A 24481-nucleotide genomic window follows, 5' to 3' on the forward strand; every position below is an offset into this window, starting at 1 on the left:
AGGGGCGCTGAGGAGTCTCAGCGCTGGGCAATGCGGGCGAGAAAGCTCTCGACGCTGGGCAGGATGCGCTCGACGATGATCTCGACGCCCTTGGCCGTCGGGTGCAGCCCGTCGGGCAGGTTGAGGGACCGCTCGCCGGCGACTCCGTCCAGGAAGAAGGGGTAGAGCACAAGGTCGTGCTTCTTCGCAATCTCCGGATAGATGGCATCGAATTTCTGCACATAATCCGGGCCGAGATTGCGCGAGGCCTGCATGCCTGCGAGCATCACCGGGATGTTGCGGCTCTTGAGCCGCTCCACGATGGATTCCAGGTTCCTGCGGGCGAGCGCCGGGTCGAGCCCGCGCAGCATGTCGTTGGCGCCCAGTTCCAGGATCACCCCGTCGGTGCCGTCGGGCACGGACCAGTCGAGCCGGTCGAGCCCGCCGGAGGTGGTGTCGCCGGAGACCCCCGCATTGGACACCTCCACCTTGTGGCCCTTGGCTTTGAGGGCCCTCTCCAGCACCGTCGGAAAGGCCGCTTCCTGCGGCAATCCGTAGCCGGCGCTCAGGCTGTCGCCCAGGGCCACGAGGCGGATCGGCTGGCCCTGCGCCTGGGCTTCCGGGCGAGGAACGACCAGGGCGGCAAGGGCCGCCGCACACGCAAAAATGATCGTCATGAATGGGCCGGATTGGCGCTTCATCGATAGGCTTCCCATCTCTTCAGGACTAGAACCGGGACGTCTCGGGTTTCCAACAGATCGGGTGACTAGGCATGCAGGACAAGGCCATCGCGCTGCACGATGTCGATTTGAGCCTCGGGCGCGGAGCCGCGCGGGTGCATATCCTCAAAGGGATCTCCCTGGGCATCGACAAGGGCGAGGCGGTAGGGCTCGTCGGCCCCTCGGGCTCCGGAAAGTCCACCCTGCTCATGACCATGGCGGGCCTCGAGCGCCCCGATTCGGGCAAGGTGATCGTCGACGGCACCGATCTGTCGGGCCTCGACGAGGATGCACTCGCGCGCTTTCGCGGCCGCCGAATCGGCATCGTCTTCCAGTCCTTCCACCTCGTTCCCACCATGACCGCGCTGGAGAACGTGGCGCTGCCCCTGGAGCTTGCCGGGGAGGACGAGGCCTTCGAGCGCGCCGAGGCCGAATTGCAGGCCGTGGGCCTGAGCCATCGCCTGCATCACTACCCGGCCCAGCTCTCCGGCGGCGAGCAGCAGCGGGTGGCGATCGCCCGTGCCATCGTGCCCAACCCCGCCATCCTCGTGGCGGACGAGCCCACCGGCAATCTCGACGAGACGACGGGCCAGTCCATCGTCGATCTGCTCTTCGCGCTCAAGCGCGACCGGGGTGCGACCCTGGTGCTCGTGACCCACGATCTCGCCCTCGCCCGCCTGTGCGACCGCATGGTGCGCCTGCGCTCGGGGCAGGTGGAGGCCGGCGCGGCCTCGGCCGTAGCGTAAGGGGAGTCGCCTTCATGCATGGCACCCTTCCCGCCGCGCCACGGAAACGGCCCGTTTCCGCGCCCCGCCTGCCGCTCCTGCTGCGCCTTGCCTTCCGCGAGCTGCGCGGGGGGCTGAAGGGCTTTGGCATCTTCCTCGCCTGCATCGCGCTCGGCGTCGCGGCGATTGCGAGCGTCTCGTCCCTGTCCCGGTCCCTGACCGAGGGGATTTCCCGCGAGGGGCGGCGCATCCTCGGCGGCGACATGGCCTTTTCCCTGCTCCAGCGGGAGGCAGCCGCCCCCGAGCGGGCCTTTCTCGAATCGCAGGGCCGGGTCAACGTGGTCGCCACCCTGCGCGCCATGGCCGTGGCCGGGGAGAAGGGCTCGGGCCTCGTGGAGATGAAGGCCGTCGACGGAGGCTACCCGACCGTTGGCGCTCTCGAAACCGATCCTCAGCTTGCGCCCGCCGACCTCTTCGCGGAACGCGGCGGCGTCTACGGGGCCGCCGTCGATCCCGCTCTCCTGGCGCGGCTCGACCTGAAGGTGGGAGACCGGGTGACGGTGGGGGCTGCGACGGTGGAGCTGCGGGCGCGCCTCGTCTCCGAGCCCGACAAGATCGCGGACGGCATCGGCTTCGGGCCGCGCCTTCTCGTTTCCCAGGAGGCCCTGAAGGCGACGGGCCTCGTCCAGCCCGGAAGCCTCGTGCGCTGGACCTACCGGCTCACCCTGCCGCCGGCCCTCTCCACGGAGGAGGGGCTCGCCCGGATCGAGGCGGAGGCGAACCGCGTCCTGCCCGAGGCGGGCTGGAACGTCCGCACGCGCCTCAACGCCGATCCGCGCTTCGCCCGCAACATTGAGCGCTTCACCCAGTTCCTCACCCTCGTCGGCCTCACGGCCCTGCTCGTGGGCGGGGTGGGCGTCGCCAATGCGGTGCGCGGCTTCGTGGACCGCAAGCGGGGCTCCATCGCCACCCTCAAGAGCCTCGGCGCGCCGGGCGGGCAGGTGGTGATGCTCTATCTCCTCCAGGTGATGCTGATCGCGCTCGTCGGCATCGGCATCGGCCTCGTCTTCGGCGCGGTCCTGCCCTTCGCCGTCACGGGGCTCTTCGGCCATCTGCTTCCGATCCCGATCCAGCCGACGCTCGCCTGGAGCGAGCTCGGGGTGGCGCTGCTCTACGGCGTTCTCACGGCCCTGGTCTTCGCCATCGCGCCCTTGGGACGGGCTCACGACGTGCCGGTCTCCGGCCTCTTCCGCGACCAGATCGACCCCGAGCGGCGCTGGCCGCGCAAGCGCTACCTGACGGCGCTGGGCCTCTCCGTCCTGGCGCTCGTCGGGTTGGCGCTGGTCGCGGCCTATGACCGGCGCATCGCGCTGATGTTCGTAGGCGCCGCGGCCGGGTCCTTCCTGCTCCTGCGCCTCGTGGCGCAGGGCATCATGGCGCTTGCCCGACGCCTGCCGCGTCCCCGCAGAACGGCGCCCCGGCTCGCGCTCGCCAACATTCACCGGCCGGGCGCGCTCACGCCCTCGCTGGTGCTTTCCCTGGGGCTCGGCATCACGCTTCTGGTCACGCTCGCCCTCATCGACACCAACCTGACCCGGCAGCTCACGCAGAGCCTGCCGGAGCGCGCGCCGAGCTTCTTCTTCCTCGACATCCCCAACCAGCAGGCCGATGCCTTCGAGGGCTTCCTCAAGGAGCAGGCGGGCGATGCGAAGATCGAGCGCGTGCCGATGATGCGCGGACGACTCGTCACCTTGGGCGGGCGGCCGGTGTCAGAGGTGAAGGCTCCCGAGGATATCGCCTGGGTGCTCGAGGGCGATCGCGGCATCACCTATGCGAAGGCCCTGCCCGAGGGCTCGAAGCTCGTGGAGGGTGCGTGGTGGCCCGAAGATTATCGCGGCAAGCCCCTCGTGTCCTTCGACAGCAAGATCGCCGAGGGCCTGGGGCTCAGGATCGGCGACGAGATCACCGTCAACGTGCTCGGGCGCAACATCACCGCCACCCTCTTCAACCTGCGCGAGTTGGAATGGCGCTCCATGGGCATCAACTTCGTGATGGTCTTCTCGCCGAACACCTTCGCAGGAGCCCCGCACACCCATCTGGCGACCCTGACCTTCCCGAACGGCTCGGACGCGGCGCGGGATGCGAAGATCCTCAGAGGGTCCGCGCAGGCCTATCCGATGGTGACGAGCGTTCGGGTGAAGGATGCCCTGGAGGCGGTGAACGACGTGGTTTCGCAGCTCGTCATGGCGATCCGCGGCGCGAGCGCGATCGCGCTGATCGCGAGCCTCCTGGTGCTCGCAGGTGCGCTCGCCGCCGGCCATCGGGCCCGCCTTTATGATGCGGTGGTGCTGAAGACCCTGGGGGCCACCCGGGCGCGGCTTTTGTCGGCCTATGCGCTCGAATACGGGCTTCTCGGCGTCGCGACCGCCCTCTTCGGGCTGCTGGCCGGAACCTGCGCGGCTTACTTCATCGTCTCCCGCGTCATGAACCTAAGCTTTGCTTTAGATTTGTCCGGCGCCGTCCTGGCCTCGGCGCTCGCGGTTCTCGTGAGCGTCGGTCTAGGGCTGATGGGGACATGGAGGATCTTAAGTCAAAAGCCGGCGCTCTACTTAAGAAACCTTTAAAGGCCGAGCCTGGGAAAGGCGTTATAAGGGATCATGTCAATCGAACGGGAAGCAGGACTTTTTCCGCTTCCCGTTTATCCTTGATCACGAAGATTTGAAGCTTGGCCTTGGCCCTTGCGGAATGAGGGGAGACCTCTCATATTCTCGATGTCGCCGGGAATGCGGCGGCCGATGGCTGATTGTCCAGCCTTTCGAGGGAACACGGGACACCGCGAGAAAGGACTCCGATGCAACCGTATGAGCAAAACCAACACGCCTATGGCACCGGCTTTGCCCGGACGGCGGCTCAGGTCGATCAGGGCCTGCGCGCCTTCATGCTCGGCGTCTACAACAACATGGTCCTGGGCCTTGCCATCTCGGCCCTGGTCGCACTCGGCATCAACATGCTGGCCACCACGAGCGATCCGGCCCAGGCCGTCGCCCGCATGGGCGGCATCGGCCTGACCTCCTTCGGCGCGGCGCTCTATGGCTCGCCCCTGATGTGGATCGTGGCGCTGGCGCCGCTGGCCTTCATCTTCTTCTTCTCGTTCCGCATGGACCGGATGTCGGCGGCTTCGGCCCGCACGACCTTCTTCGCCTTCGCGGCGGTGATGGGCGCGTCGCTCTCGACGCTTCTCATCCGCTACACGGGCGCGAGCGTCGTGCAGGTGTTCTTCATCACGGCGGCGGCCTTCGGCTCGCTGTCGCTCTGGGGCTACACCACGAACCGCAGCCTGTCGGGCATGGGCTCGTTCCTGATCATGGGCCTCGTCGGCCTGATCCTGGCCTCGATCGTGAACATCTTCGTCGCCTCGAGCGCGCTGCAGTTCGGCATTTCCGTGATCGGCGTGCTGATCTTCGCGGGCCTGACCGCCTACGACACGCAGAAGCTGAAGGAGATGTACCTCTACGGCAACTATGACGCCGAGGCCGCCGGAAAGGTCTCCGTCTACGGCGCCCTGACCCTGTATCTCGACTTCATCAACATGTTCCAGTTCCTGCTCGCTCTCGTGGGCAACCGCAACGAGTAAGGAACGGAGCGGACGCTTCGTGAAAGCCCCGGCCCCAAGCCGGGGCTTTTTTCGTTTGGCCGTTGCATGGGAAAAAACGGGGCGCTACGACAGGCGCATGAGCCTCGCCATCCGCCCCTCGACCGAAGCCGATCTTCCCGCCATTGCCGCCATCTACGCCCATGCGGTGACGCACGGGACGGCCTCCTTCGAGCTCGATCCGCCTTCGGAAGCGGAGATGGCGCGCCGCAGGTCCGCGATCCTGGAAGGCGGCTATCCCTATCTCGTGGCCGAGAAGGACGGCGGGATCCTCGGTTATGCCTATGCGGGCGCCTATCGCACCCGGCCCGCCTATCGCTCGACCGTGGAGGATTCGATCTATGTCGCGCCCTCCGCGCAGGGGCAGGGTGTCGGGCGCGCCCTGCTGGCGGCGCTGATCCGGGACTGCGAGGCGAAGGACTTCCGGCTCATGGTCGCGGTCATCGGCGACGAGAATTCGCATGGCTCCATCGGTCTGCACAGGAGCCTGGGCTTCGAGCCCGTGGGGATTCTCAAGGGCATCGGCTACAAGCACGGGCGCTGGCTCTCCACCGTGCTCATGCAGCGCTCCCTCGGACGCGGCATGACCGAGCCGCCGACGCTGCCGATTCCATGACCCTGCCCATGTTCGCTTCGTTGACGGCGAGGCCGCGCGGCGGTCTCTGGGACAATCCCGATTTCATGCGCCTGTGGGCGGCCCAGAGCCTGTCCGCCATCGGCACGCGGTTCACCCGCGAGGGCCTGCCCATTATCGCGGCCCTGTCGCTGGGGGCCACCGCCCTGGATCTCGGTCTGCTCATCGCGCTCAGCGCCCTGCCGGGCGTGCTGTTGAGTCCCTTCGCCGGAGCCTGGATCGACCGCACGCGCCGCAGGCGCGTGCTCATCCTGGCGGATCTCGTCCGCGCAGCGGCCTTGGCGAGCCTGCCGATGGCTGCGTGGTATGGCGCCGTCACCATCGGCCAAGTTATGGGCGTCGCCACCATCGTGGCGCTGTTCTCCATGGTCTTTCAGACGGCCGACAACGCCTATCTGCCGAGCGTGGTCGAGCAGGATCATCTGCTTGAGGGCAACGCAAAGCTGGCGACCACCGATGCGGTCGCCGAGGTCGTGGGACCCGCCGCGGCAGGCGTCGCGATCCAGCTTCTCACCGCACCCTTCGCCATTCTCTTCGACGCCTTGTCCTATCTGTGGTCGGCAATGCTCCTGGCTTCGATCCGGCGGCCCGAAAAGCCCGTCGAGACGGGCGAGCAGGCGCCCGATCTCTGGCGCGAGACCGTGGAAGGCCTGCGCTTCGTCTTCGGCCATCCGACCTTGAGGCCGCTGACGCTCTGCTTTGCGACGCTCATGTTCTTCCTGTCCTTCTTCGCGCCGCTCTATGTGCTCTATGCCGTACGCGATCTCGGGATTCCGCCGGGAATTCTCGGCTTCGTGATCGCTCTGGGCGGCATCAGCGCCGCCATCGGCGCGCGCATGGCGGCATGGGCGGGCAAACGCTTTTCACCCCGCACGCTGCTGATCGGCGTGCTCGCGATCTATGGCATCGTCACGAGCTTCATTCCGCTCGCCCAGGGGCCTTTGTGGCTGGCGGTGGCGCTGCTGTGCCTGGGGCAGCTCTGCGGTGACGGGCTTTATGTCGTCTTCCACACCAATGCAGCCGCTTTGCGCCAGACCGTCACGCCCGATGCCCTGCGCGGGCGCGAGGGCGGCGTCGTGCATCTCCTGAGCGGCGGGCTTGGCCTCATCGCAGCGCTGCTCGCGGGAATCATGGCCGATATCGTCGGCATCCGGCCCATTCTTTGGCTCGGGGCCTTCGGCGTGTTTGCCTCGAGCCTGTGGCTCCTTGCGATGCCCCGGAACGTGAAAACCTAGCGCATCGTGCGCGAAAGTGGACCCAGTTTTCGCTGGCGCGGCCCTTCGGGTCCGCCCAAACGATGCGCTCATCGAGAAAGAAGCATCGGTTGCATCTTCCTAGCATCGCAAGTGGCTGCACAAATCCTTGCCGGCTGTCGTTTCGGACGGGAAACCGGTTCCCACTTGTCCTGAAACGGCTTTAATTCGACACCACCTTCGGCTTGTCGAGAACGCGCAGCACCCGGTCGAGCTCGTGCCCGCGCTTGAGGATCAGGCCCGACGAGACGATGACGGAATAGGCGCCCTGCTTCTTGGCGAGCTTCGGATCCTTCTCGATCCGGTAGAGGGGCATCTCCGACGAGCGCCGGTAGATGGAGAAGACAGCCTTTTCGGGCATGAAGTCGATGGCGTAATCGCGCCATTCGCCCGAGGCGACCTTGCGGCCGTAGAGATTGAGTATGGCCTGCAGTTCGAGCCGGTCGAAGGAGACCCGTTTCGGCGCGGCGGGAAAGGGAACGACCTGGGCCGCACCCTGGCTCGGGCCGCCGCGCAGCGGCTCCGCGACGATGTCACCTTCGCTCATGAAGCCTCCCATGGCCGTCAATACCCCCAGATGATGGGCTCGGCCCGCGATGGGATCAACCCATGAAGACGGATTGAACGAAGGCTTCCTTTGCAAATCTTATTCCTGCCGCAATCGCGCCGTCATGGAGCCGTACTGAGTGCCGTTAATGCTCAAGTTGCCTCGACGGCCCGGCTCATCGAACGGCTTGGACACGTCAGCCCCCCAGCCCTCCGGGTCGCGCGAGGAGCCGGGCCACTTCATCGAGGCACAGGGCTGCCTTTCCAGGCAGCCTTTTCTTTTTCAGAACCCCGACAGCACGATCTTGCCCCGCGCGCGGCCGCTTTCGATGAAGGCGTGCGCGCGCTTGAGATTGGCCGCGTTGACCGGCCCGAGCACCTCCGCCAGCGTCGTCCTGATCGTTCCCGCATCCACCAGCCGCGAGGCCTCGTCGAGGATGGCGTGCTGCCGCTCCATGTCGGCGGTCTGGAAGGTCGAGCGCGTGAACATGGATTCCCAGTGGATCGACACGCTCTTGCCCTTCAGGAGGCCGATGTCGAGAGGCGCCTTGGGATCGTCGATGAGGGCGAAGCGGCCCTGGGGCGCGATGGCCTTGGCGATCTCAGGGAAATGCGCGTCCGTATGGGTGATGGAGAAGGCGAAGGCCGGTGCGCCGATGCCGAGCGCCTCCACCTGCGGGGCGAGCGGCCGGCCGTGGTCGATCACGTGATGCGCGCCGAGTTCGCGGCACCAGGCCTGCGTTTCGGGGCGCGAGGCGGTGGCGATCACGGTGAGGTCGGTCAGCCTGCGGGCGAGCTGGATGGCCATGGAGCCGACCCCGCCCGCACCGCCGACGATCAGGATCGCGTTCGCCGCGCCCGCCACGGGCCGCTGGATCTCGAGCCGGTCGAAGAGCGTCTCCCAGGCGGTGAGCGTGGTGAGCGGAAGGGCAGCGGCCTCCTCGAAGCTCAGGGATCGGGGCTTTACGCCCACCAGCCGCTCGTCGACCGCGTGGAACGCCGCATTGGTGCCGGGCCGGGTGATGGCGCCCGCATAGAAGACCTCGTCGCCTTCCTTGAAGAGCGAGACCTGCGCCCCGACCGCCCGGACGACGCCCGATGCGTCGTAGCCCAGCACCTTCACCCCGCCCGGCTCGGGCTGGGCGCGCATGCGCACCTTGGTGTCGACCGGATTTACCGAAACCGCCCTGATCTCGACCAGCAGGTCCCGCGGGCCCGGTTCCGGGCGAGGCAGCTCGACATCGATGAGAGAGGCGTCCTGGTCGATGGGCAGGGATTGCTTGTATCCGACGGCGCGCATGGCTTGTCTCCTGTTGTGGAGACATCATTGGGCATAGTGTATGGTCTTGCAAGAACGCACAAAAACAGCCCATAGTGTCAAAAAGGATACCGTCATGCCGCGAGCGTCGCAGAGAAAGCCGGGGGTTCAGGGGTGCGCCGTCGAGCGGACAATGAGCCTGATCGACGGCAAGTGGAAGATCATCGTCCTCTACAAGCTCCTGGGCGGAACCCTGCGGTTCAACGAGCTGCGCCGGCTCATCCCCTCGGTCACGCAGCGCATGCTCACGCACCAGCTGCGTGAGCTGGAAGCCGACGGGCTGATCGTCCGGACGGTCTATGCCCAGGTGCCGCCCCGAGTCGAATACACGCTCTCGGCCCGCGGGCGGAGCCTGGAGCCGGTGCTCCTGGCGATGAAGGAATGGGGCGACGCAAATCTGTCGTCTTCCGAGGCCTACGCAGCGTAAATCGTCTGTGCGCTGCAGCAACTTAACTGTAGAATGCCCGGATCGGCAGGCTTCTGTTGCGCGGCATGTCTCTCTGTGGCAACGCTCCCGCGGCAACAAGAACAGAGGATGCGCGCATGAAGCTGGAAACGACGACCAGCGGAAGCGAATTGACGGCCGAGGCCGTCGCCGTGCTGGAAGCCGGTCACAAAGCCACTCCGCCAACCTTCCTGCGTGATCTGTACGGGCGCGTGCCGTCCGAGGATCTGGCCTTCTATTCGCCGCAGACGCTGGCGAATCTCGCGGCCGAGGCCTTCGAGCATCTCAAGGCGTCCCGCACCGCCGACGGAGCGGATATCCGCCTGCACGACGTCGAGGTGGAGCGCGCCGGCCGGCGGCAGGACGTGACGGTTCTCGAGATCGTCAACGAGAACATGCCCTTCCTCCTCGATTCGACGCTCGCCGAGATCGTCGACGAGGGCTACGACCCGCTCCTCGTGGCCCATCCGATCCTGGCCGTCGAACGGGACCCGCAAGGAACTCTCGTCCGCCTCCTGGGCGAGGCCACCTCCGCCCTGCGGCACGGCGTGAAGCGCGAAAGCTTCATTCACATCCATCTGCCCCGCATCGACGATTCCGAGACCCGCGACCGCCTGATCGAGGCCATGCGGCGGGTCCACAAGGACGTGTCGCTCGCGGTCCATGACTGGCCGGGCATGCGCGCCCGCGTCACCGAGATCGTGCACCGGTACCGCCTCAACGCGCCGCCCCTGCCAGAGGACGAGGTGAAGGAAGCCATCGCCTTCCTCGACTGGATCGCACGGGACAACTTCACCTTCCTCGGCATTCGCGAATACCGCCTGCCGTCCGGCGATACCGCCGCCGATCCGGTGGAGGGCTCGGGCCTCGGCCTGCTGCGCGACCCGTCCGTGCGCGTGCTGCGGCGCGGCCGCGAACTCGTGGCGATGACGCCGGAGATCCGCGCCTTCCTGGCGCGTCCGCAGGCGCTCATCATCACCAAGGCGAACGTGAAGTCGCGCGTCCATCGCCGCGCGCATCTCGATTATATCGGCGTCAAGCTGTTCGACGATAACGGCATCCTGCAGGGCGAGCTGCGCATCGTCGGCCTGTTCACGGCGAGCGCCTATACCAACACCACGGGTGAGGTCCCGTATCTGCGCCACAAGGTGGCGAAGGTGATCGCCCGCGCCGGTTTCGACCCGGCGAGCTATGCGGGCCGCGCGCTCCTCAACGTGCTCGAGAACTACCCGCGCGACGAGCTGTTCCAGATCGACGAGGACACGCTCTACCACTTCGCCATCGACATCATGAACCTGTCGGAGCGTCCGCGGGTGCGCGTGCTCGCGCGCGCCGACGAGTTCGACCGCTTCGTCTCGGTTCTCGTCTTCGTGCCCAAGGACCGCTACGACACGAGCGCGCGCCTGCGCATCGGCCAGTTCCTCGCCAGCATCTACGAGGGCCGCGTCTCGGCCACCTATCCGTCCTATCCGGAAGGCCCGCTTGCGCGCACGCACTACATCATCGGCCGCGACGAGGGGCAGACGCCGCAGGTTTCGCGCGAGACCCTGGAAAAGGGCATCTCCGCCATCGTCCGCACCTGGAGCGATGCGCTGCGCGACGAGCTCGATGCCACCGTCGGCGGGGCGCGGGCCCGTGCGCTCGCATCCCGCTACGGCGAGGCGTTCAGCGCCGCCTATCGCGAGGCCTTCGGGGCCGAGCAGGCGATCAGGGATATCAGCCTTCTGGAGCAGCTCTCGGATGCGCGTCCCCGCGCGGTCGATCTCTATCGTCGCGAAGGCGACGACGAGACCCGCGTGAACCTGAAGGTGTTCTCGCTCAAGCAGTCCATGCCCCTGTCGGACCGGGTGCCGCTTCTGGAGAATCTCGGCTTCCGCGTCGTCAACGAGCGAACCTACCGCGTGGCCTTCGCGGGCACGGACCGGGTCTGGCTCCATGACATGACCCTGGAGCGCGGGGCGGGCGGCGTCATCCGGATCGACGAGATCCAGGCGCTGATCGAAGCGGCCCTTTTGGCCCTCTTCCGGGGCCTTGCCGAATCCGACGGCTTCAACCGCCTCGTGCTCGAAGCGGGCCTCGGCTGGCGCGACGTGGCCATGATCCGGGCGCTCGGCCGTTACCTGCGCCAGATCCAGGTGACCTACGCGCAGGACTACATCGCCGGAACGCTCGCCCGCCACGGGGCCATCGCGGCCGATCTCGTGAAGCTCTTCTACGCGCGCTTCGACCCGCGCCAGGACAAGGACCGCGCGGCCGCCGAGGCGGCCGTGCGCGAGCGGATCGAGGAGCAGCTGAAAGAGGTCACGAGCCTCGACGACGACCGGATCCTGCGCCGCTTCGTGAACCTCATGGACGCCGCGATCCGCACCAATTTCTTCCAGCTCGAAGAAAACGGCCTGCCGCGCCAGACCATCGCGTTCAAGTTCGAATGCGCGAAGGTCGAGGGCCTGCCGCTGCCGAAGCCTCTCTACGAGATCTTCGTCTATTCGCCCCGCGTCGAAGGCGTGCATCTGCGCTTCGGCAAGGTGGCGCGCGGCGGCCTTCGCTGGTCCGACCGCCCGCAGGATTTCCGCACGGAGGTGCTGGGCCTCGTCAAGGCGCAGCAGGTCAAGAACGCGGTCATCGTGCCGGTGGGCGCCAAGGGCGGCTTCGTACCCAAGCAATTGCCGCCGGCCAGCGACCGCCAGGCCTGGCTCGCCGAGGGCACGGAAAGCTACCGCATCTTCATCCGCACGCTGCTGCAGCTCACCGACAACATCGCGGGCGACCGGATCGTGCCGCCGGCGGATACCGTGCGCCATGACGGGGACGATCCCTATCTCGTGGTCGCCGCCGACAAGGGCACGGCCACCTTCTCCGATACGGCGAATGCGCTCTCCATCGAGAAGGGCCATTGGCTCGGGGATGCCTTCGCCTCCGGCGGCAGCCAGGGCTACGACCACAAGAAGATGGGCATCACCGCCCGCGGCGCCTGGGAGGCGGTGAAGCGCCACTTCCGCGAGCTCGACATCGACATCCAGACCACGCCGGTCACGGTCGCGGGCGTCGGCGACATGTCGGGCGACGTGTTCGGCAACGGCATGCTCCTGTCGAAGGCTTTGAAGCTCGTGGCGGCCTTCGACCATCGCGACATCTTCCTCGACCCGAACCCGGATCCGGAAACCGCCCACCGGGAACGCGAGCGCCTCTTCAACCTGCCCCGCTCCAGCTGGCAGGATTACGACAAGGCGCTGATCTCCCAGGGCGGCGGCGTGTTCTCGCGCAGCGCCAAATCGATCCCGCTGTCGGACGAGGTCCGCGCGCTTCTCGACATCGACAAGCCCCAGGCCACGCCGGCCGAGGTGATGAGCGCGATCCTCAAAGCCCGCGTCGATCTGTTGTGGTTCGGCGGCATCGGCACCTATATCCGCGCCGCCTCCGAGACGGACGAGCAGGTGGGCGACCGCGCCAACGACCCGATCCGCATCGCCGGCACCGATGTCCGCGCGCGGGTGATCGGCGAGGGCGCTAATCTGGGCATGACCCAGCGCGGCCGCATCGAAGCGGCGCAGAAAGGCGTGCACCTCAACACCGACGCCATCGACAACTCGGCGGGCGTCAACACCTCCGACGTTGAGGTGAACATCAAGATCGCGCTGACAACGCCGGAGCGCGACGGACGCCTGAGCGAGGACCAGCGCAACGCTCTCCTGGCGGACATGACCGAGGATGTCGCGGCCCTCGTGCTGCGCAACAACTACCTGCAGACCCTGGCACTGTCGCTCTCCGAGCATCGCGGCGTCGCCGATCTGGGCTTCGCGCGCCGGCTCATGCACATGCTGGAGGGCGAGGGCCGCCTCAACCGGGCGGTGGAATACCTGCCCGACGACAACGCCCTCACGGAGCGCGCCCGCCGCGGCGAGGCCCTCACGCGGCCGGAACTCGCGGTGCTGCTGGCCTATGCCAAGCTTTCCCTGCACGACGCCCTGCTGCAGAGCCCGGTGCCGGACGATCCCTATCTCGCCAGGGAGCTGGAACGCTACTTCCCGGCCGAGATGCGCGAGCGCTTCCCCGACGCCATCGCCGGCCACCGCCTGCGGCGCGAGATCATCGCCACGCAGCTCGCCAACGCGATCGTCAATCGCGGCGGCCCCACCGTGGTGGCCCGTCTCGTGGACCAGACCGGCGCGGATGCGCCCACCATCGCGGCGGCCTACGCGGCGACCCGCGATTCCTTCGGCCTGACCGAACTGAACCTCGCCATCGATGATCTCGACGGCGTGGTGCCGGGCCAGGTTCAGCTGCGCCTCTACGGCGAGCTGCAGGATCTGCTCATGAACCGGATCGTCTGGTTCATCCGCAACGTGGACTTCGCCAACCACTCCCTCGACCAGGTCGTCGGCACCTATCAGGCCGGCATCGCCGAGGTAGAGCGAGGCCTGAGGGACACGCTCTCGCCCGAGGCGCTGACCGCCTGGGAGGCGCGCATCAAGGCGCTGGTGGATGAAGGCACGCCCGAGGACCTGGCACGGCGCATCGCCTCGCTGCCCGATCTCGTGGCCGCGCCCGATATCGTGCAGACGGCGCAGAAGACGGGAAGGCCGGTCAGCGACATCGCCTCGACCCACTTTGCCCTCGAAGCCGCCTTCAGGCTCGGCACGCTCATCGGCGCGGCGCAGCAGATCGTCGTGAGCGATTACTTCGATCGCCTCGCCCTCGACCGCGCCATCGACAGCATCGCCTATGCCCATCGCGGCCTGACCGCCGAGGTGGCCGCGCACGACCTGTCGGGCGAAGAGGCCGTGCGCGCCTGGAGCGAGAAGCGCGGTGCGGATGTCAGCCGCATCAGGAGCGCGGTGGACGGCATCGTCTCCTCGGGCCTGACCTTGTCGAAGATCACCGTGGCGGCGAGCCTGCTCGGCGATCTCGCGCGCGCGGGCTGAGACCGGGTCTGGACACGAACCCGTGCCAAGACTACGAGGGGAATCGGTGAAACACATCGATCCCCTCGCGCCTTCCGGGAAGGCTTCGCGTTCCGCGATTGTCGGTTGGCTCCTGTTCGACTGGGCCTGCCAGCCCTTCTTCACCCTCGTCACCACCTTCGTCTTCGCGCCGTACTTCGCCTCGGCGCTGGCTCCCGATGCGGTGAGCGGGCAAAGCCTGTGGGGCTATGCCACGGCGGCGGCGGGCTTCGTGCTCGCGTTTCTCTCGCCGGTGCTCGGCTCCATCGCCGATGCCACAGGTCCCAAGAAACCCTGGATCGCCGCCTGCGGCCTCGTCCTCTTCGTGGCCTCCCTCGCGCTGTGGTATGCCGCGCCCGGTGAGCCGCACGCCATCGCCATTGCGCTCATGGCCTTCGCCTTCGGCACGGTGGCGGTGGAGGTCGCGGCGGTGTTCAACAACGCCATGATCCCGCATCTCGTCCCGCCGGAGCGTTACGGCCGCCTCTCGGGCACCGGCTGGGCGATGGGCTATTGCGGCGGCCTCGTCTCGCTCGTGATCGTGCTGGGCTTCCTCGCGGCCGATGCGGGCAGCGGCAAGACAGTCCTCGGCTTCGCCCCGCTCTTCGGGCTCGATCCGGCAACCCGTGAGGGCGACCGCATCACGGGACCGTTCTCGGCCGTGTGGTTCCTCATCTTCGTGCTGCCGCTCTTTCTCTTCACGCCCGATATTCCTCGCTCCGCCATGGGCCTGAAGGAAGCGGCGCGGCAGGGCGTGCTGCAGATCAGGAAGACCGTCGCCGATGCGCGGCGGCACGAGAGCGTCGGCCGCTTCCTTCTCGCCAACATGGTCTATCAGGACGCGCTCGTGGCGCTCTTCGCCTTCGGCGGCATCTATGGGGCGGGCGTGTTCGGATGGCAGGCGGTCGAGCTCGGCGTCTTCGGCATTCTGCTGACCGTCACCGGCACGCTCGGCGCGTTGATCGGCGGGCGGCTCGACGACCGCTTCGGCGCGAAGCCCGTGATCCTCGGGGCGATCCTCGTCCTCGCGCTCGTCTGCCTCGGCGTGCTTTCGCTCGGGCGCGAGCACATCCTCTTCGTGGTGTCGACCGCGCCGCCCGTGCCCGCCGACGGAATCTACGGCTCTGCGTCCGAAAGGATGTTCGTCCTGCTCGGTCTCGTCATCGGCTCGGTCGCGGGGCCGCTGCAGGCCTCCTCCCGCAGCCTGCTCGCGCGGCTCGTTCCGGCGCGCGAGGCGGGGCGCTATTTCGGGCTGCTCGCGCTGTCGGGCAAGGTCACGTCCTTCCTCGCCCCGCTCGCCGTCGCCGTCGCCACCGCGATCTTCCAGACGCAGGCCGCGGGACCTGCGGTGCTGATCCTGTTCCTGCTCGCCGGCTTCTGGCTGCTCAGCGGCGTCAAGCGCGTGTGAGCGCGGCTCATTCCAGCGTCACCGCCGTGCCGCTGACCGACACCATCATCATGCCCTCGTTCTTGCCGAGCGCGCCGTAATCCAGGTGGACGCCGACGATGGCGTGCGCGCCGAGGCGCTGGGCCTCCTCGATCATCTCCTGCAGGGCCGTGTCGCGCCCGTCGCGCAGAACGCGCTCGTAGGACCCCGCGCGGCCGCCCACCACGTCGCGGATGGAGGCGAAGAAATCGCGGAACACGTTCGCGCCGAGAATGGCCTCCCCCGAAACGATGCCGCGATAGGAACCGATGCGGCGGCCTTCGATGGTGGGCGTGGTGGTGATGATCATGCGCGTCTCCTTCCGCTCCGCTTCAGATGGGGAAGGACAGGAGAAATGTCATCATGGAGGTGTCGGGCGCATATCCCTCCCCGCGAGGGGGAGGGACGAAGGCATTGCGGTCAATGCCTGAAATGCCGGTGTCCCGTGAACACCATGGCGAGGCCCGCCTCGTCGGCGGCCTTGATCACCTCGTCGTCGCGCATGGAGCCGCCGGGCTGGATCACGGCGGTGGCGCCGGCCTCCGCTGCGGCGAGCAGGCCGTCCGCGAAGGGGAAGAAGGCGTCGGAGGCGACTACCGAGCCCTTGGCGAGGGTCTCAGGCAACCCCGCGGCCTTTGCCGCCTCGGCGGCCTTCCAGGCGGCGATGCGCGAGGAATCGACGCGGCTCATCTGGCCCGCGCCGATGCCCACGGTGGCGAGGTCCCTGGCATAGACGATGGCGTTCGACTTCACGTGCTTGGCGACGCGGAAGGCGAAGCGGAGATCGGCGAGCTCGCGCTCCGTCGGCGCGCGCTTCGTGACGACCTTCAGGTCCATGGCGTCGACCACCGCGTTGTCGCGCGATTGCGCCAGGAAGCCGCCCGCCACCGTGCGCAGCGTCAGGCCAGGCTGGCGCGGATCGGGCAGGGCACCGGCGAGAAGCAGGCGCAGGTTCCTCTTGGCGGCGACGATGGCGATCGCTTCCGCGCTCGCGTCGGGCGCGATGATGACCTCGGTGAAGATCTCGGTGATGGCCTTCGCCGCTTCCGCATCGAGCGGCCGGTTCATGGCGACGATGCCGCCGAAGGCCGAGACCGGATCGCAGCGGAGCGCCTTCTCGTAGGCGTCGCGCAAGGACGCGCCTTCCGCGACGCCGCAGGGATTGGCGTGCTTGACGATCACGACGGCCGCGGAGCGTTCGGGCGCGAATTCCGCCACGGCCTCATAGGCCGCATCCGTGTCGTTGATGTTGTTGTAGGAGAGCTGCTTGCCCTGCACCTGCCGCGCCGTGGCGACGCCGGGGCGCTGCTCGGGGCTGCGGTAGAACGCGGCGCTCTGGTGCGGGTTCTCGCCGTAGCGCATGACCTCGACCAGGGAGCCGCCGAGCGCGCGGAAGGGAGGTGTCGCCTCTCCGATCTCGTTCGCGAACCAGTTGGAGATGGCGGCGTCGTAGGCGGCGGTGCGGGCATAGGCCTTCTGGGCGAGGCGGCGGCGCAGGGTGTAGGTGACCGAGCCGTCATGTGCGGCGAGATCCGCCAGGACGGCGGCGTAATCGGCCCCGTCGACCACCACGGCCACGTCGCCGTGGTTCTTGGCCGCCGCGCGGATCATGGCGGGCCCGCCGATGTCGATGTTCTCGATGCAGTCGTCGTAAGGCTTGCCCGCCGCGACCGTGGCCTCGAAGGGATAGAGGTTCACCACCAGGAGATCGATGGGCTGGATGCCGTGGGCGAGCATGGCCGCCTGATGCTCGGGGTTCTCACGGATGCCGAGCAGGCCCCCGTGGACCGCCGGATGCAGCGTCTTCACCCGCCCGTCCATCATCTCGGGGAATCCCGTGAGCTCGCTCACGTCCTTCACCGCCAGCCCCGCCTCGCTCAGCGCCTTGTGCGTGCCGCCGGTGGAGACCAGCTCGATGCCCCGCTCGGACAAAGCCCGGGCGAAATCCACGAGACCGGTCTTGTCGGATACGGAAAGCAGAGCACGGGACACGCGCTTCAGATCGCTCGGCATGGCGGCCGCTCCATGAAGGGGTAAGAATGCGGGCGCGATAGCACGATGGGGTGCGGATGGGAACCGGAAAGGGCGATTACCCTATCCCTAGCCAGGCAGCAATGCGTCCCAGCACCGGGAGTCCGATCAGCGTGATCAAACTGCCCCGTCGGTTTCGCACGAAGAAGGGTGCCAAGGCCGCTATCGTGAGAACGAATATTCCCACCCCGCTTGCGGTCAGATAATGGGCCTTGCTGCTGTAACTCCAGCTTCCTCCTGAAGGACCTTCGGTCCCGCCCCACGGGTAACAGTTCTGACTGGGTTGGGGATCGGTGCATGCTGTGGCGTCGAGCGCCTGGAATACGTCCACCAGCATCAGAACCAGCAAGGCTCCGATGAAGCCCTGGATCACAAGCTCGATTTTCGTCGGGATCCTGATGCGCACTCAAATCAGCTCTGGCGTCTGCTCTTGCTGCTGCTCCGCGCTGAAGGTGCGCGCCATCCGCTCGAAGCGCCAGCGGACCGTGGGCGTCTCGCCCGGGCGGACGGTGAGCACGATCTGTTCCGTGCGGCGCATGCCGTCGGCGGTGGCGAGAAAGACGCTGTCCTCCAGCTCCGCCTCGACCGGGGTCGCCGAGAACTGCCAGGCTTCCCGGTTGGGCAGGACCAGCATGACCACGCGGCCTCCCTGTGCGCGGCTCGCCTTGATGCCGGGCGCGAGGTGGAAGCGGATGATGGCCTGCGCCCTCGCGCTCTGGCCGCCCTCGCTCAGGAACGTGTCCTCGCCCTCCAGCACGTTGCCCTTGGGCGCGAGCAGCCAGCGCCGTTCGTGGACGATGCCGAAGCGGGCCTTGTAGCCGTCGTGGCTGGCGCCGAGGATCTGCACGTGCTCGCGCTCGCCGCGCTCCGCCGTCACCTTTTCGGGGCCGCTGAGCACGACGGGGCCGACCCGGCGCAGGAGCCAGGCGGAGATCCGGCGCTCCAGCCAGTTCCCCTTCTTGTCGACGATCTGGCAGGACGACACGTCGTCGATGGAGGCGGTGGAATGCGCCACCGTGGAGCGCGAGGCCTGAATGATCGCATCGCCTGCGATCTGGGGCATGCCGCAATTGACCACGATGCGCTGCGCGGCGCTCGAGAACTCGAAGGACAGGCAGCCCGCGCCCGCTTCCTGGGAGAGGGGGCGCGGCGGCGGCGCGCCCACATCGGCCACCACCAGGGTGCGCCCGGCTTCCAGCCGCTCGTAGCCCGAATGCGGCGCGTGGTGTATCGCCTGGCTGCGCATGTCGTCATAGGTGAGCAGCGTCGCCAGATGATCGGCCGCCGTCACGCCCATGCCGTTGAAATGGGAGAGGGTCCCGTCCCCGTGCCGGAACAGGCGCACCATGGGCAGGATCCGGTCGATGGAGCGTAAAAGCGCCTCGGGGGTGTCGACCTCGCGGCTGGCGAACATCTGGCGCAGGGGCAGGAGATCGAACAGCAGCTCGACGATGATCCGCGGGTTGCGGCTCGCATGGCCCCCGTCGGCCAGGATCTGGCGGTCGAGCTCGCGGGCGAGCAGGCGGCTCGCGCGCTTCAGGTTCCGGTCGAGGCCCTCGCAGCACAGGCCCGCATAGCAGAGCGCGATGGCCGCCATGAGCTGCTGGTAGGGCAGGGCGCCGGAGCGGACCTGCCGCTCGAGGCTGCTCACGTGCTGCCCGATGAGCTTCAGGAAGCGTTGGTAGAAGGCGTGGTCCGCCCCTTCCAGGATCAGCGGCGACTGGCTGATGAAGGACATGAGCCGGCGCGCCGTGACCTCGGGGCTGCAGGCGATGCGCCTGTCGCCGAGCCGGGAGGTGACGAATTCGTCGACCAGGGAGCGGGCATTGGCCTGGGCGAGCGCCGTGCCGGCGGCCCGCAGGTGCCTCAGCCAGCCGAAGCCGTAGAGCGCCTCGCCCCAGGCGCGGCTTGGCGGCGCGAAGGCGAAGGGCGAGCGTCCGCCCGTGGTGATGGCGCGGCCGGAAAAGGCGAAGAAGCCGGAATAGATGTCGGTCGCGACGGTGGGATCGGCGGTGCGCAGGTCCTGGGGCGCGAAGAGCAGCCGCGTGGGCATGGGAGCGCCGGAGAGCCTGGACAGGACCCCGACCGTGCTTTCGCGCATGGCGCGGCCTGCCTCGCGAACGGCAAGCCCGTACAGACGCCAGCGATCCGGCCCGAAATCCACCCGTAGGGCTCCCCTTGTTCCGCTAAAACCCTGCCAACTTAGAAGAGGAGTTCCTGCTGACTGGTTAACATCGGGTAAGGGACGATTCACCATCGTCACGATGCATTGTGCATAAACCGTGCGACAAAGAAGCCGTCGAGACCGCTGCGCTCGTGATCCGCGAGCACCTCATGGCACGGCAGGGTCCGCACATCTCCCTGCGGGGTGATGCAGTCGGCCAGGCCGCCGATCTCGTCGGGCGTGACGGGCAGGCGGGTGAAGGCGGGATGGCGGGCGAGGAAAGCCTCCGCCTGACGCCCCCCTTCCTCGGCCTCCAGCGAGCAGGTGCAATAGACCAGCCGCCCGCCGGGTTTGAGCAGGCTCGCCGCCTTGTCGAGGAGGCGGCTCTGGAGGCCCGAAAGCTTGCGGATATCCTCCTCGCTCTTGGTCCAGGCCACGTCCGGATGACGCCGGATGGTGCCGGTGGCCGAGCAGGGAGCGTCGAGCAGGATCGCGTCGAAGGGCGGCGCGTCGAGCTTTTCCGCGTCGATGGCGCGGGTCTCGGCCGTCAGGTTCAGGCGGGCGAGGTTTTCCTGAAGCCGCTGGAGGCGCTTGGCCGAACGGTCCACGGCCAGCACCTGGGCTCCGGCCGCCGCGAGCTGGGCCGTCTTGCCGCCGGGGGCGGCGCACAGATCCGCGATGCGCTCGCCGGGCTTGGGGCCGAGCAGGCGGGCGGGCAGGGCGGCGGCGGCGTCCTGCACCCACCATTGCCCCTCCTCGAAGCCGGGAAGCTCGCGGATCGCCGTGCGCTCGACGAGGCGGATGCTGCCGGTGGGCAGGAGCGTGCCGTGCAGGCGCTCGGCCCAGGCCGCCGGATCGCCCTTCACGGTCAGGTCGATGGAGGGAAGCGAGCGGTGCGCCTCGGCGATTCTTGCGGCGAGGTCCTCGCCGTATTGCGCGATCCAGCGCTCCTCCAGCCAGGTGGGAGTGTCGAGCCAGGGGTCGGATTCGGCCAGGATCGCGTCGCGCTCGCGGGCGACACGGCGCAGGACGGCGTTGATGAAGCCCCCCGCGTGATGAAGCTTGGGATCGCCCTGCGCGAGCTCGACCGCGCTGTCGACGGCGGCATGGTCCGGCACGTCGAGGAACAGGATCTGCGCCGCGCCGACGGCGAGCAGGTGCATCAGCCGCTCGTCCTTCGGCGGCTTGTTGAGGCGCGAGCGCAGGGCATGCCCCAGAGTGCCGAGCCGCCGGAAGGTGACGATGGCGATGGCGCGGGCGAGCGCCTCGTCGCGGGCGGAGAGGCTCTCCGCGCGGAAAAGCTCGTCCAGCACGTCGTCGAGCGGCATGCGCCGCTTCAGGGTCTCCGTCACCGCCATCCAGGCCAGACGGCGGGAGCCGAGGCCCGTCTGTTCGTCCGATTGATTCAAAATGCTTAACCCCAAGGCCCGCGGCGGGTGCCGGTCGAGCCCCCTGCGGGGCCCCATGGACTCGATGAACTCTGCGCGACGAAGCCGGGCTGCTGCGCCGCCCCCATCTCCTGCGCCAAAGCGTGGAGCGCCGCAATCCGGTTTTCGGTCGCGGGATGGGTAGAGAACAGGTTGTCCACGCCCTGGCCCGAGAGCGGGTTGACGATGAAGAGCGAGGCCGAGGCCGGATGGCGCTCCGCATCCATGTTGGGAATCTGCGCCACGCCGCCCGCGATCCGCGCGAGCGCCGAGGCGAGGGAGAGCGGCTGGCCGCAGATCATGGCGCCCATCCGGTCGGCGTCGTATTCCCGCGAGCGGCTGATCGCCATCTGGATGATCATGGCGGCGATCGGGGCGAGCAGGGCGGTCGCCAGCATCACGATGGGGTTCGGCCGGTCGTCGCCGCGCCCGCCGAAGAGAAAGCCGAACTGGGCGAGCGTCGCGATGGCGCCCGCGACGGTCGCGCTCACCGTCATGATGAGGGTGTCGCGGTTCTTGATATGGGCGAGCTCGTGCGCCATCACGCCCGCGACCTCGTCGCGGGAGAGCATGTGGAGCAGGCCCGTGGTGGCGGCCACCGCCGCTTTCTCCGGGTTGCGCCCGGTGGCGAAGGCATTGGGCTGAGGATTGTCGATGAGATAGACCCGCGGCATGGGCAGGCCCGCCCGCTGCGCGAGGTCGCGGACCATGGAGACGAGCTCGGGCGCGGTGCTCTCGTCCACCTCCACGGCGTGGTGGGCGGCGAGCGCCAGCCGGTCCGAGTTCCAATAGGCGAAGAGGTTGGTCGCCAGGCCGAGGCCCAGCGCGATCGTCATGCCGGTTCCGCCGCCGAGGAAATAGCCGACGACGCCGAAAAGGGCCATCAGGCCCGCCAGCAGCATTCCGGTCTTGACGGTGTTCATCGGGAGCTCCACCTCGTGGTCAGCATGACATTCATCGATCGTTCCGTATGTGGGAATGGTTCAGCTCCCTCCCAAGAGGGCATAAGGCGCGCATGAGCACGAACGACACCCCCGAAGCCACCCCGGACCGCCCCGTCGAAGGCGCGGCTCCCGGCAAGATCCTGTCCCCCGCCGCGCAGCGGGCGCTGGAGGAGGCGGCCAGCCGCCGCCTGTCCATCGATGCCCGCGCGGCGGAGCTCGCCCGGCAGAAGGAGCTCCAGGGCCGTGGCGGCCTGGAGCCGGTCCGCTACGAAGATTGGGAGGTAAAAGGCCTGGCGAGCGACTTTTAAGTAATTGTGTCTCACAGACGCCCCGCTTAGTCTCACGTCCCGAACAGGAGAGCGGCATGAGCGGGGCGGCACGGCTGGAGCTTTTTCGGGATCTTCTCGGCGATGCGCATCGGGCGCTCGATCTGCAGTTCGGCTTCGAGCTGTGGGACGGTTCGACGATCCCGGCCGACCTGCCCTCCTATGCCATGCGGCTCGTGATCAGGCGCGAGAGCGTCATCGCCGCCCTCCTGCGCCGCCCGACCCTCGACACGGCCCTGAACGCCTATGTGGCCGGGCTTCTGGACCTCAAGAACGGCACCATCTTCGACCTCGCCGACCAGCGCCCGCGCGGCAAGGTCGGCAGGCGCCTGAAGGCGGTGAGCAAGCTCAAGGCGCTGAAGGCGGCCTATCACTTCCTGCGCGCGCCCTCGGCCATGCCGCGCCCGCTCGCCCGGGTCGGGGAGAACCCGGACGCCCGGGACGGGAAGCCCCAGACCAACAAGCGCAACGTCGCCTACCATTACGACGTGTCGAACGAGTTCTACCGGCTCTTCCTCGATCCGGAGATGGTCTATACCTGCGCCTACTTTCAGCCGGACTGGCACGACGACATCGCCCGCGCGCAGGCCGACAAGCTCGACATGATCTGCCGCAAGCTGCGGCTCAAGCCCGGCGAGCGCTTCCTCGACATCGGCTGCGGCTGGGGCGCCCTCATCTGCCACGCGGCGCAGCATTACGGAGTGAAGGCCACGGGCGTGACCCTCGCCGAGGAGCAGGCGAAGCTCGCCCGCGAGAAGATCGCGCGACTGGGCCTGCAGGACCGGGTCGAGGTTCTCGTGAAGGACTTCACCGTGATGGAGGGAGAGTTCGACAAGATCTCCTCCATCGGCATGTTCGAGCATGTGGGGATCGCCAATTACCCGTCCTATTTCAGCGCCGTGCACCGCCTGCTCAGGCCGCGCGGGCTCTATCTCCACCACACTATCGCCCGCCGCGCCAAGCGCAGCGACAGGGCGTTCCAGAAGCTCAAGCCCGAATACAGGGCGCTCACCCGCTACATCTTCCCCGGGGGCGAGCTCGATCACTTAGGCATGTCCGTCGCCAACCTGGAGCGCCACGGCTTCGAGGTGCACGACGTGGAGGCTTGGCGCGAGCATTACCAGCGCACCACGCGCCTGTGGTGGGAGAAGCTCAATGCCCGCCGGAAGGAGGCGGAGGCCCTTGTCGGGCCGGAGAAGACCCGCATGTGGCTTCTCTATCTCGCCGGCTGCTCGCTGGCCTTCGAGCGCGCGGCGGTGGGCGTGAACCAGACGCTCGCCTCCAAGCGCACGCGCGGGCCGTCAGGGCTACCGCCGACGCGGGCGGATCTGTACGTTTAAGGCGTCACCACGACCCGCGTGCCCACGCTCACCTGATCGTAGAGATGGACGATGTCCTCGTTGAGCATGCGAATGCAGCCGTAGGACGCGAAGGTGCCGATGGAGCTCGGGCGGTTGGTGCCGTGGATCGCGTATTCGTCGAGGTCGAGGGTGAGCGCCCGCGCGCCCATGGGATTGTTCGGCGCGCCGCCGGGGATCACATCGGGCAGGCGCGGGTTGTCGCGCTTCACCTCGGCAGGCGGAGACCAGGCGGGGCGTACGTATTTTCCGTCGATCCGCGCCTCGCCGAACCATTGCTTGCCGGGCTTGCCCACCGCCACCCGGTAGCGCAGGGCGGTCCCGTCGCCCCGCACGTAATAGAGCCGCCTCTCGCCCGTCCTGATGACCACGGTGCCGGGCGCGATCCGCGCCTCGAACGGCACGACCTCGCGTGCGGAGGCCGATGTGGCGGTGACGGCGATGCCGACGATGGCGGCCAGTGTGAAGGCTGCGCGGATGCTCATGTCTCGAACCCTCCTGCGAGAACGGGTGAGGGTGAGACGCGAGAGATAAGGCTACGGTTCCGTCAGGTTTAGGACCGCCATCCCGGGGCCGCGTGAGCGGCGCCGGGAT

20 protein-coding genes are annotated in these 24481 nt (G+C 67.9%); 10 read left to right on the plus strand and 10 right to left on the minus strand.

All coding sequences use genetic code 11. The features are described 5' to 3' along the window. Positions 1-17: 17 nt before the first annotated feature. The gene (locus L879_RS0114635) at positions 18-656 is read right to left on the minus strand and encodes an arylesterase (protein WP_035459759.1); all 639 of its coding nucleotides are present in this window, start codon (positions 654-656) and stop codon (positions 18-20) included. A gap of 95 nt (positions 657-751) precedes the next feature. Between L879_RS0114635 and L879_RS0114640 the strand changes: the two genes are divergently transcribed. The 5 genes from L879_RS0114640 to L879_RS0114660 all read left to right on the plus strand — a co-directional run bounded on the left by L879_RS0114640 (position 752) and on the right by L879_RS0114660 (position 6944). After that, positions 752-1444, plus strand: a complete 693-nt coding sequence (locus tag L879_RS0114640; protein WP_027316766.1) for an ABC transporter ATP-binding protein — start codon at positions 752-754, stop codon at positions 1442-1444. Positions 1445-1458: 14 nt separating this feature from the next. Next, a complete protein-coding gene (locus L879_RS0114645; protein WP_027316767.1) occupies positions 1459-4047 on the plus strand; it encodes an ABC transporter permease in 2589 nt (862 codons plus the stop codon). Between the two features lie 227 nt (positions 4048-4274). After that, entirely contained in the window at positions 4275-5057 is a 783-nt protein-coding gene (locus tag L879_RS0114650; RefSeq protein WP_027316768.1) for a Bax inhibitor-1/YccA family protein, read from the plus strand. A 97-nt stretch (positions 5058-5154) separates the two neighbouring features. Then, positions 5155-5691 (plus strand): GNAT family N-acetyltransferase, encoded by a 537-nt coding sequence (locus L879_RS0114655; RefSeq protein WP_027316769.1) that lies wholly within the window; start codon positions 5155-5157, stop codon positions 5689-5691. A gap of 8 nt (positions 5692-5699) precedes the next feature. Then, the gene (locus tag L879_RS0114660; protein WP_035459763.1) at positions 5700-6944 is read left to right on the plus strand and encodes an MFS transporter; all 1245 of its coding nucleotides are present in this window, start codon (positions 5700-5702) and stop codon (positions 6942-6944) included. Between the two features lie 181 nt (positions 6945-7125). On the opposite strand, the gene L879_RS0114665 is transcribed toward L879_RS0114660, so the two are convergent. Together L879_RS0114665 and L879_RS0114675 are read right to left on the minus strand one after the other, a co-directional pair. After that, positions 7126-7509 (minus strand): DUF2794 domain-containing protein, encoded by a 384-nt coding sequence (locus L879_RS0114665; RefSeq protein WP_027316771.1) that lies wholly within the window; start codon positions 7507-7509, stop codon positions 7126-7128. 282 nt (positions 7510-7791) lie between these two features. Beyond that, positions 7792-8808, minus strand: a complete 1017-nt coding sequence (locus L879_RS0114675) for a zinc-binding alcohol dehydrogenase family protein (protein WP_027316772.1) — start codon at positions 8806-8808, stop codon at positions 7792-7794. A gap of 94 nt (positions 8809-8902) precedes the next feature. Here L879_RS0114675 and L879_RS0114680 point away from each other — a divergent pair, with 94 nt between their 5' ends. The 3 genes from L879_RS0114680 to L879_RS0114690 all read left to right on the plus strand — a co-directional run bounded on the left by L879_RS0114680 (position 8903) and on the right by L879_RS0114690 (position 15619). Then, complete coding sequence (locus tag L879_RS0114680; RefSeq protein WP_035459715.1) at positions 8903-9253, plus strand: winged helix-turn-helix transcriptional regulator; 351 nt, start codon at positions 8903-8905, stop codon at positions 9251-9253. 116 nt (positions 9254-9369) lie between these two features. Further along, the gene (locus L879_RS0114685) at positions 9370-14193 is read left to right on the plus strand and encodes an NAD-glutamate dehydrogenase (protein ID WP_027316774.1); all 4824 of its coding nucleotides are present in this window, start codon (positions 9370-9372) and stop codon (positions 14191-14193) included. A gap of 46 nt (positions 14194-14239) precedes the next feature. Then, positions 14240-15619: an MFS transporter gene (locus tag L879_RS0114690; protein ID WP_051435335.1), complete on the plus strand. Its 1380-nt coding sequence runs from the start codon at positions 14240-14242 to the stop codon at positions 15617-15619. A 7-nt stretch (positions 15620-15626) separates the two neighbouring features. Here L879_RS0114690 and L879_RS0114695 read toward each other — a convergent pair whose 3' ends face one another. The 6 genes from L879_RS0114695 to htpX form a co-directional block, all read right to left on the minus strand. Continuing rightward, positions 15627-15947, minus strand: a complete 321-nt coding sequence (locus L879_RS0114695; protein WP_027316776.1) for a heavy metal-binding domain-containing protein — start codon at positions 15945-15947, stop codon at positions 15627-15629. 110 nt (positions 15948-16057) lie between these two features. Further along, positions 16058-17650, minus strand: a complete 1593-nt coding sequence (gene purH, locus L879_RS0114700; protein ID WP_027316777.1) for a bifunctional phosphoribosylaminoimidazolecarboxamide formyltransferase/IMP cyclohydrolase — start codon at positions 17648-17650, stop codon at positions 16058-16060. Between the two features lie 76 nt (positions 17651-17726). Next, entirely contained in the window at positions 17727-18074 is a 348-nt protein-coding gene (locus L879_RS0114705; protein WP_027316778.1) for a hypothetical protein, read from the minus strand. Further along, on the minus strand, positions 18075-19832 hold the full coding sequence (locus L879_RS0114710; RefSeq protein WP_027316779.1) for a heparinase II/III family protein: 1758 nt from the start codon (positions 19830-19832) through the stop codon (positions 18075-18077). Between the two features lie 95 nt (positions 19833-19927). Next, a complete protein-coding gene (rsmB, locus tag L879_RS0114715; protein WP_275944464.1) occupies positions 19928-21241 on the minus strand; it encodes a 16S rRNA (cytosine(967)-C(5))-methyltransferase RsmB in 1314 nt (437 codons plus the stop codon). A gap of 5 nt (positions 21242-21246) precedes the next feature. Further along, positions 21247-22182, minus strand: coding sequence for a zinc metalloprotease HtpX (gene htpX, locus L879_RS0114720; protein ID WP_027316781.1), 936 nt, complete (start codon positions 22180-22182; stop codon positions 21247-21249). A 92-nt stretch (positions 22183-22274) separates the two neighbouring features. On the opposite strand from htpX, the gene L879_RS0114725 reads away from it, so the two are divergent. Beyond that, positions 22275-22511: a DUF1674 domain-containing protein gene (locus L879_RS0114725; RefSeq protein WP_027316782.1), complete on the plus strand. Its 237-nt coding sequence runs from the start codon at positions 22275-22277 to the stop codon at positions 22509-22511. A 56-nt stretch (positions 22512-22567) separates the two neighbouring features. Continuing rightward, positions 22568-23869: a class I SAM-dependent methyltransferase gene (locus L879_RS0114730; RefSeq protein WP_027316783.1), complete on the plus strand. Its 1302-nt coding sequence runs from the start codon at positions 22568-22570 to the stop codon at positions 23867-23869. On the opposite strand, the gene L879_RS0114735 is transcribed toward L879_RS0114730, so the two are convergent. Beyond that, positions 23866-24372: a L,D-transpeptidase gene (locus tag L879_RS0114735; protein ID WP_027316784.1), complete on the minus strand. Its 507-nt coding sequence runs from the start codon at positions 24370-24372 to the stop codon at positions 23866-23868. The genes L879_RS0114730 and L879_RS0114735 overlap by 4 nt on opposite strands. Positions 24373-24481: the final 109 nt, after the last annotated feature.

This window comes from Microvirga flocculans ATCC BAA-817 (assembly GCF_000518665.1).
Lineage (GTDB): Bacteria > Pseudomonadota > Alphaproteobacteria > Rhizobiales > Beijerinckiaceae > Microvirga > Microvirga flocculans.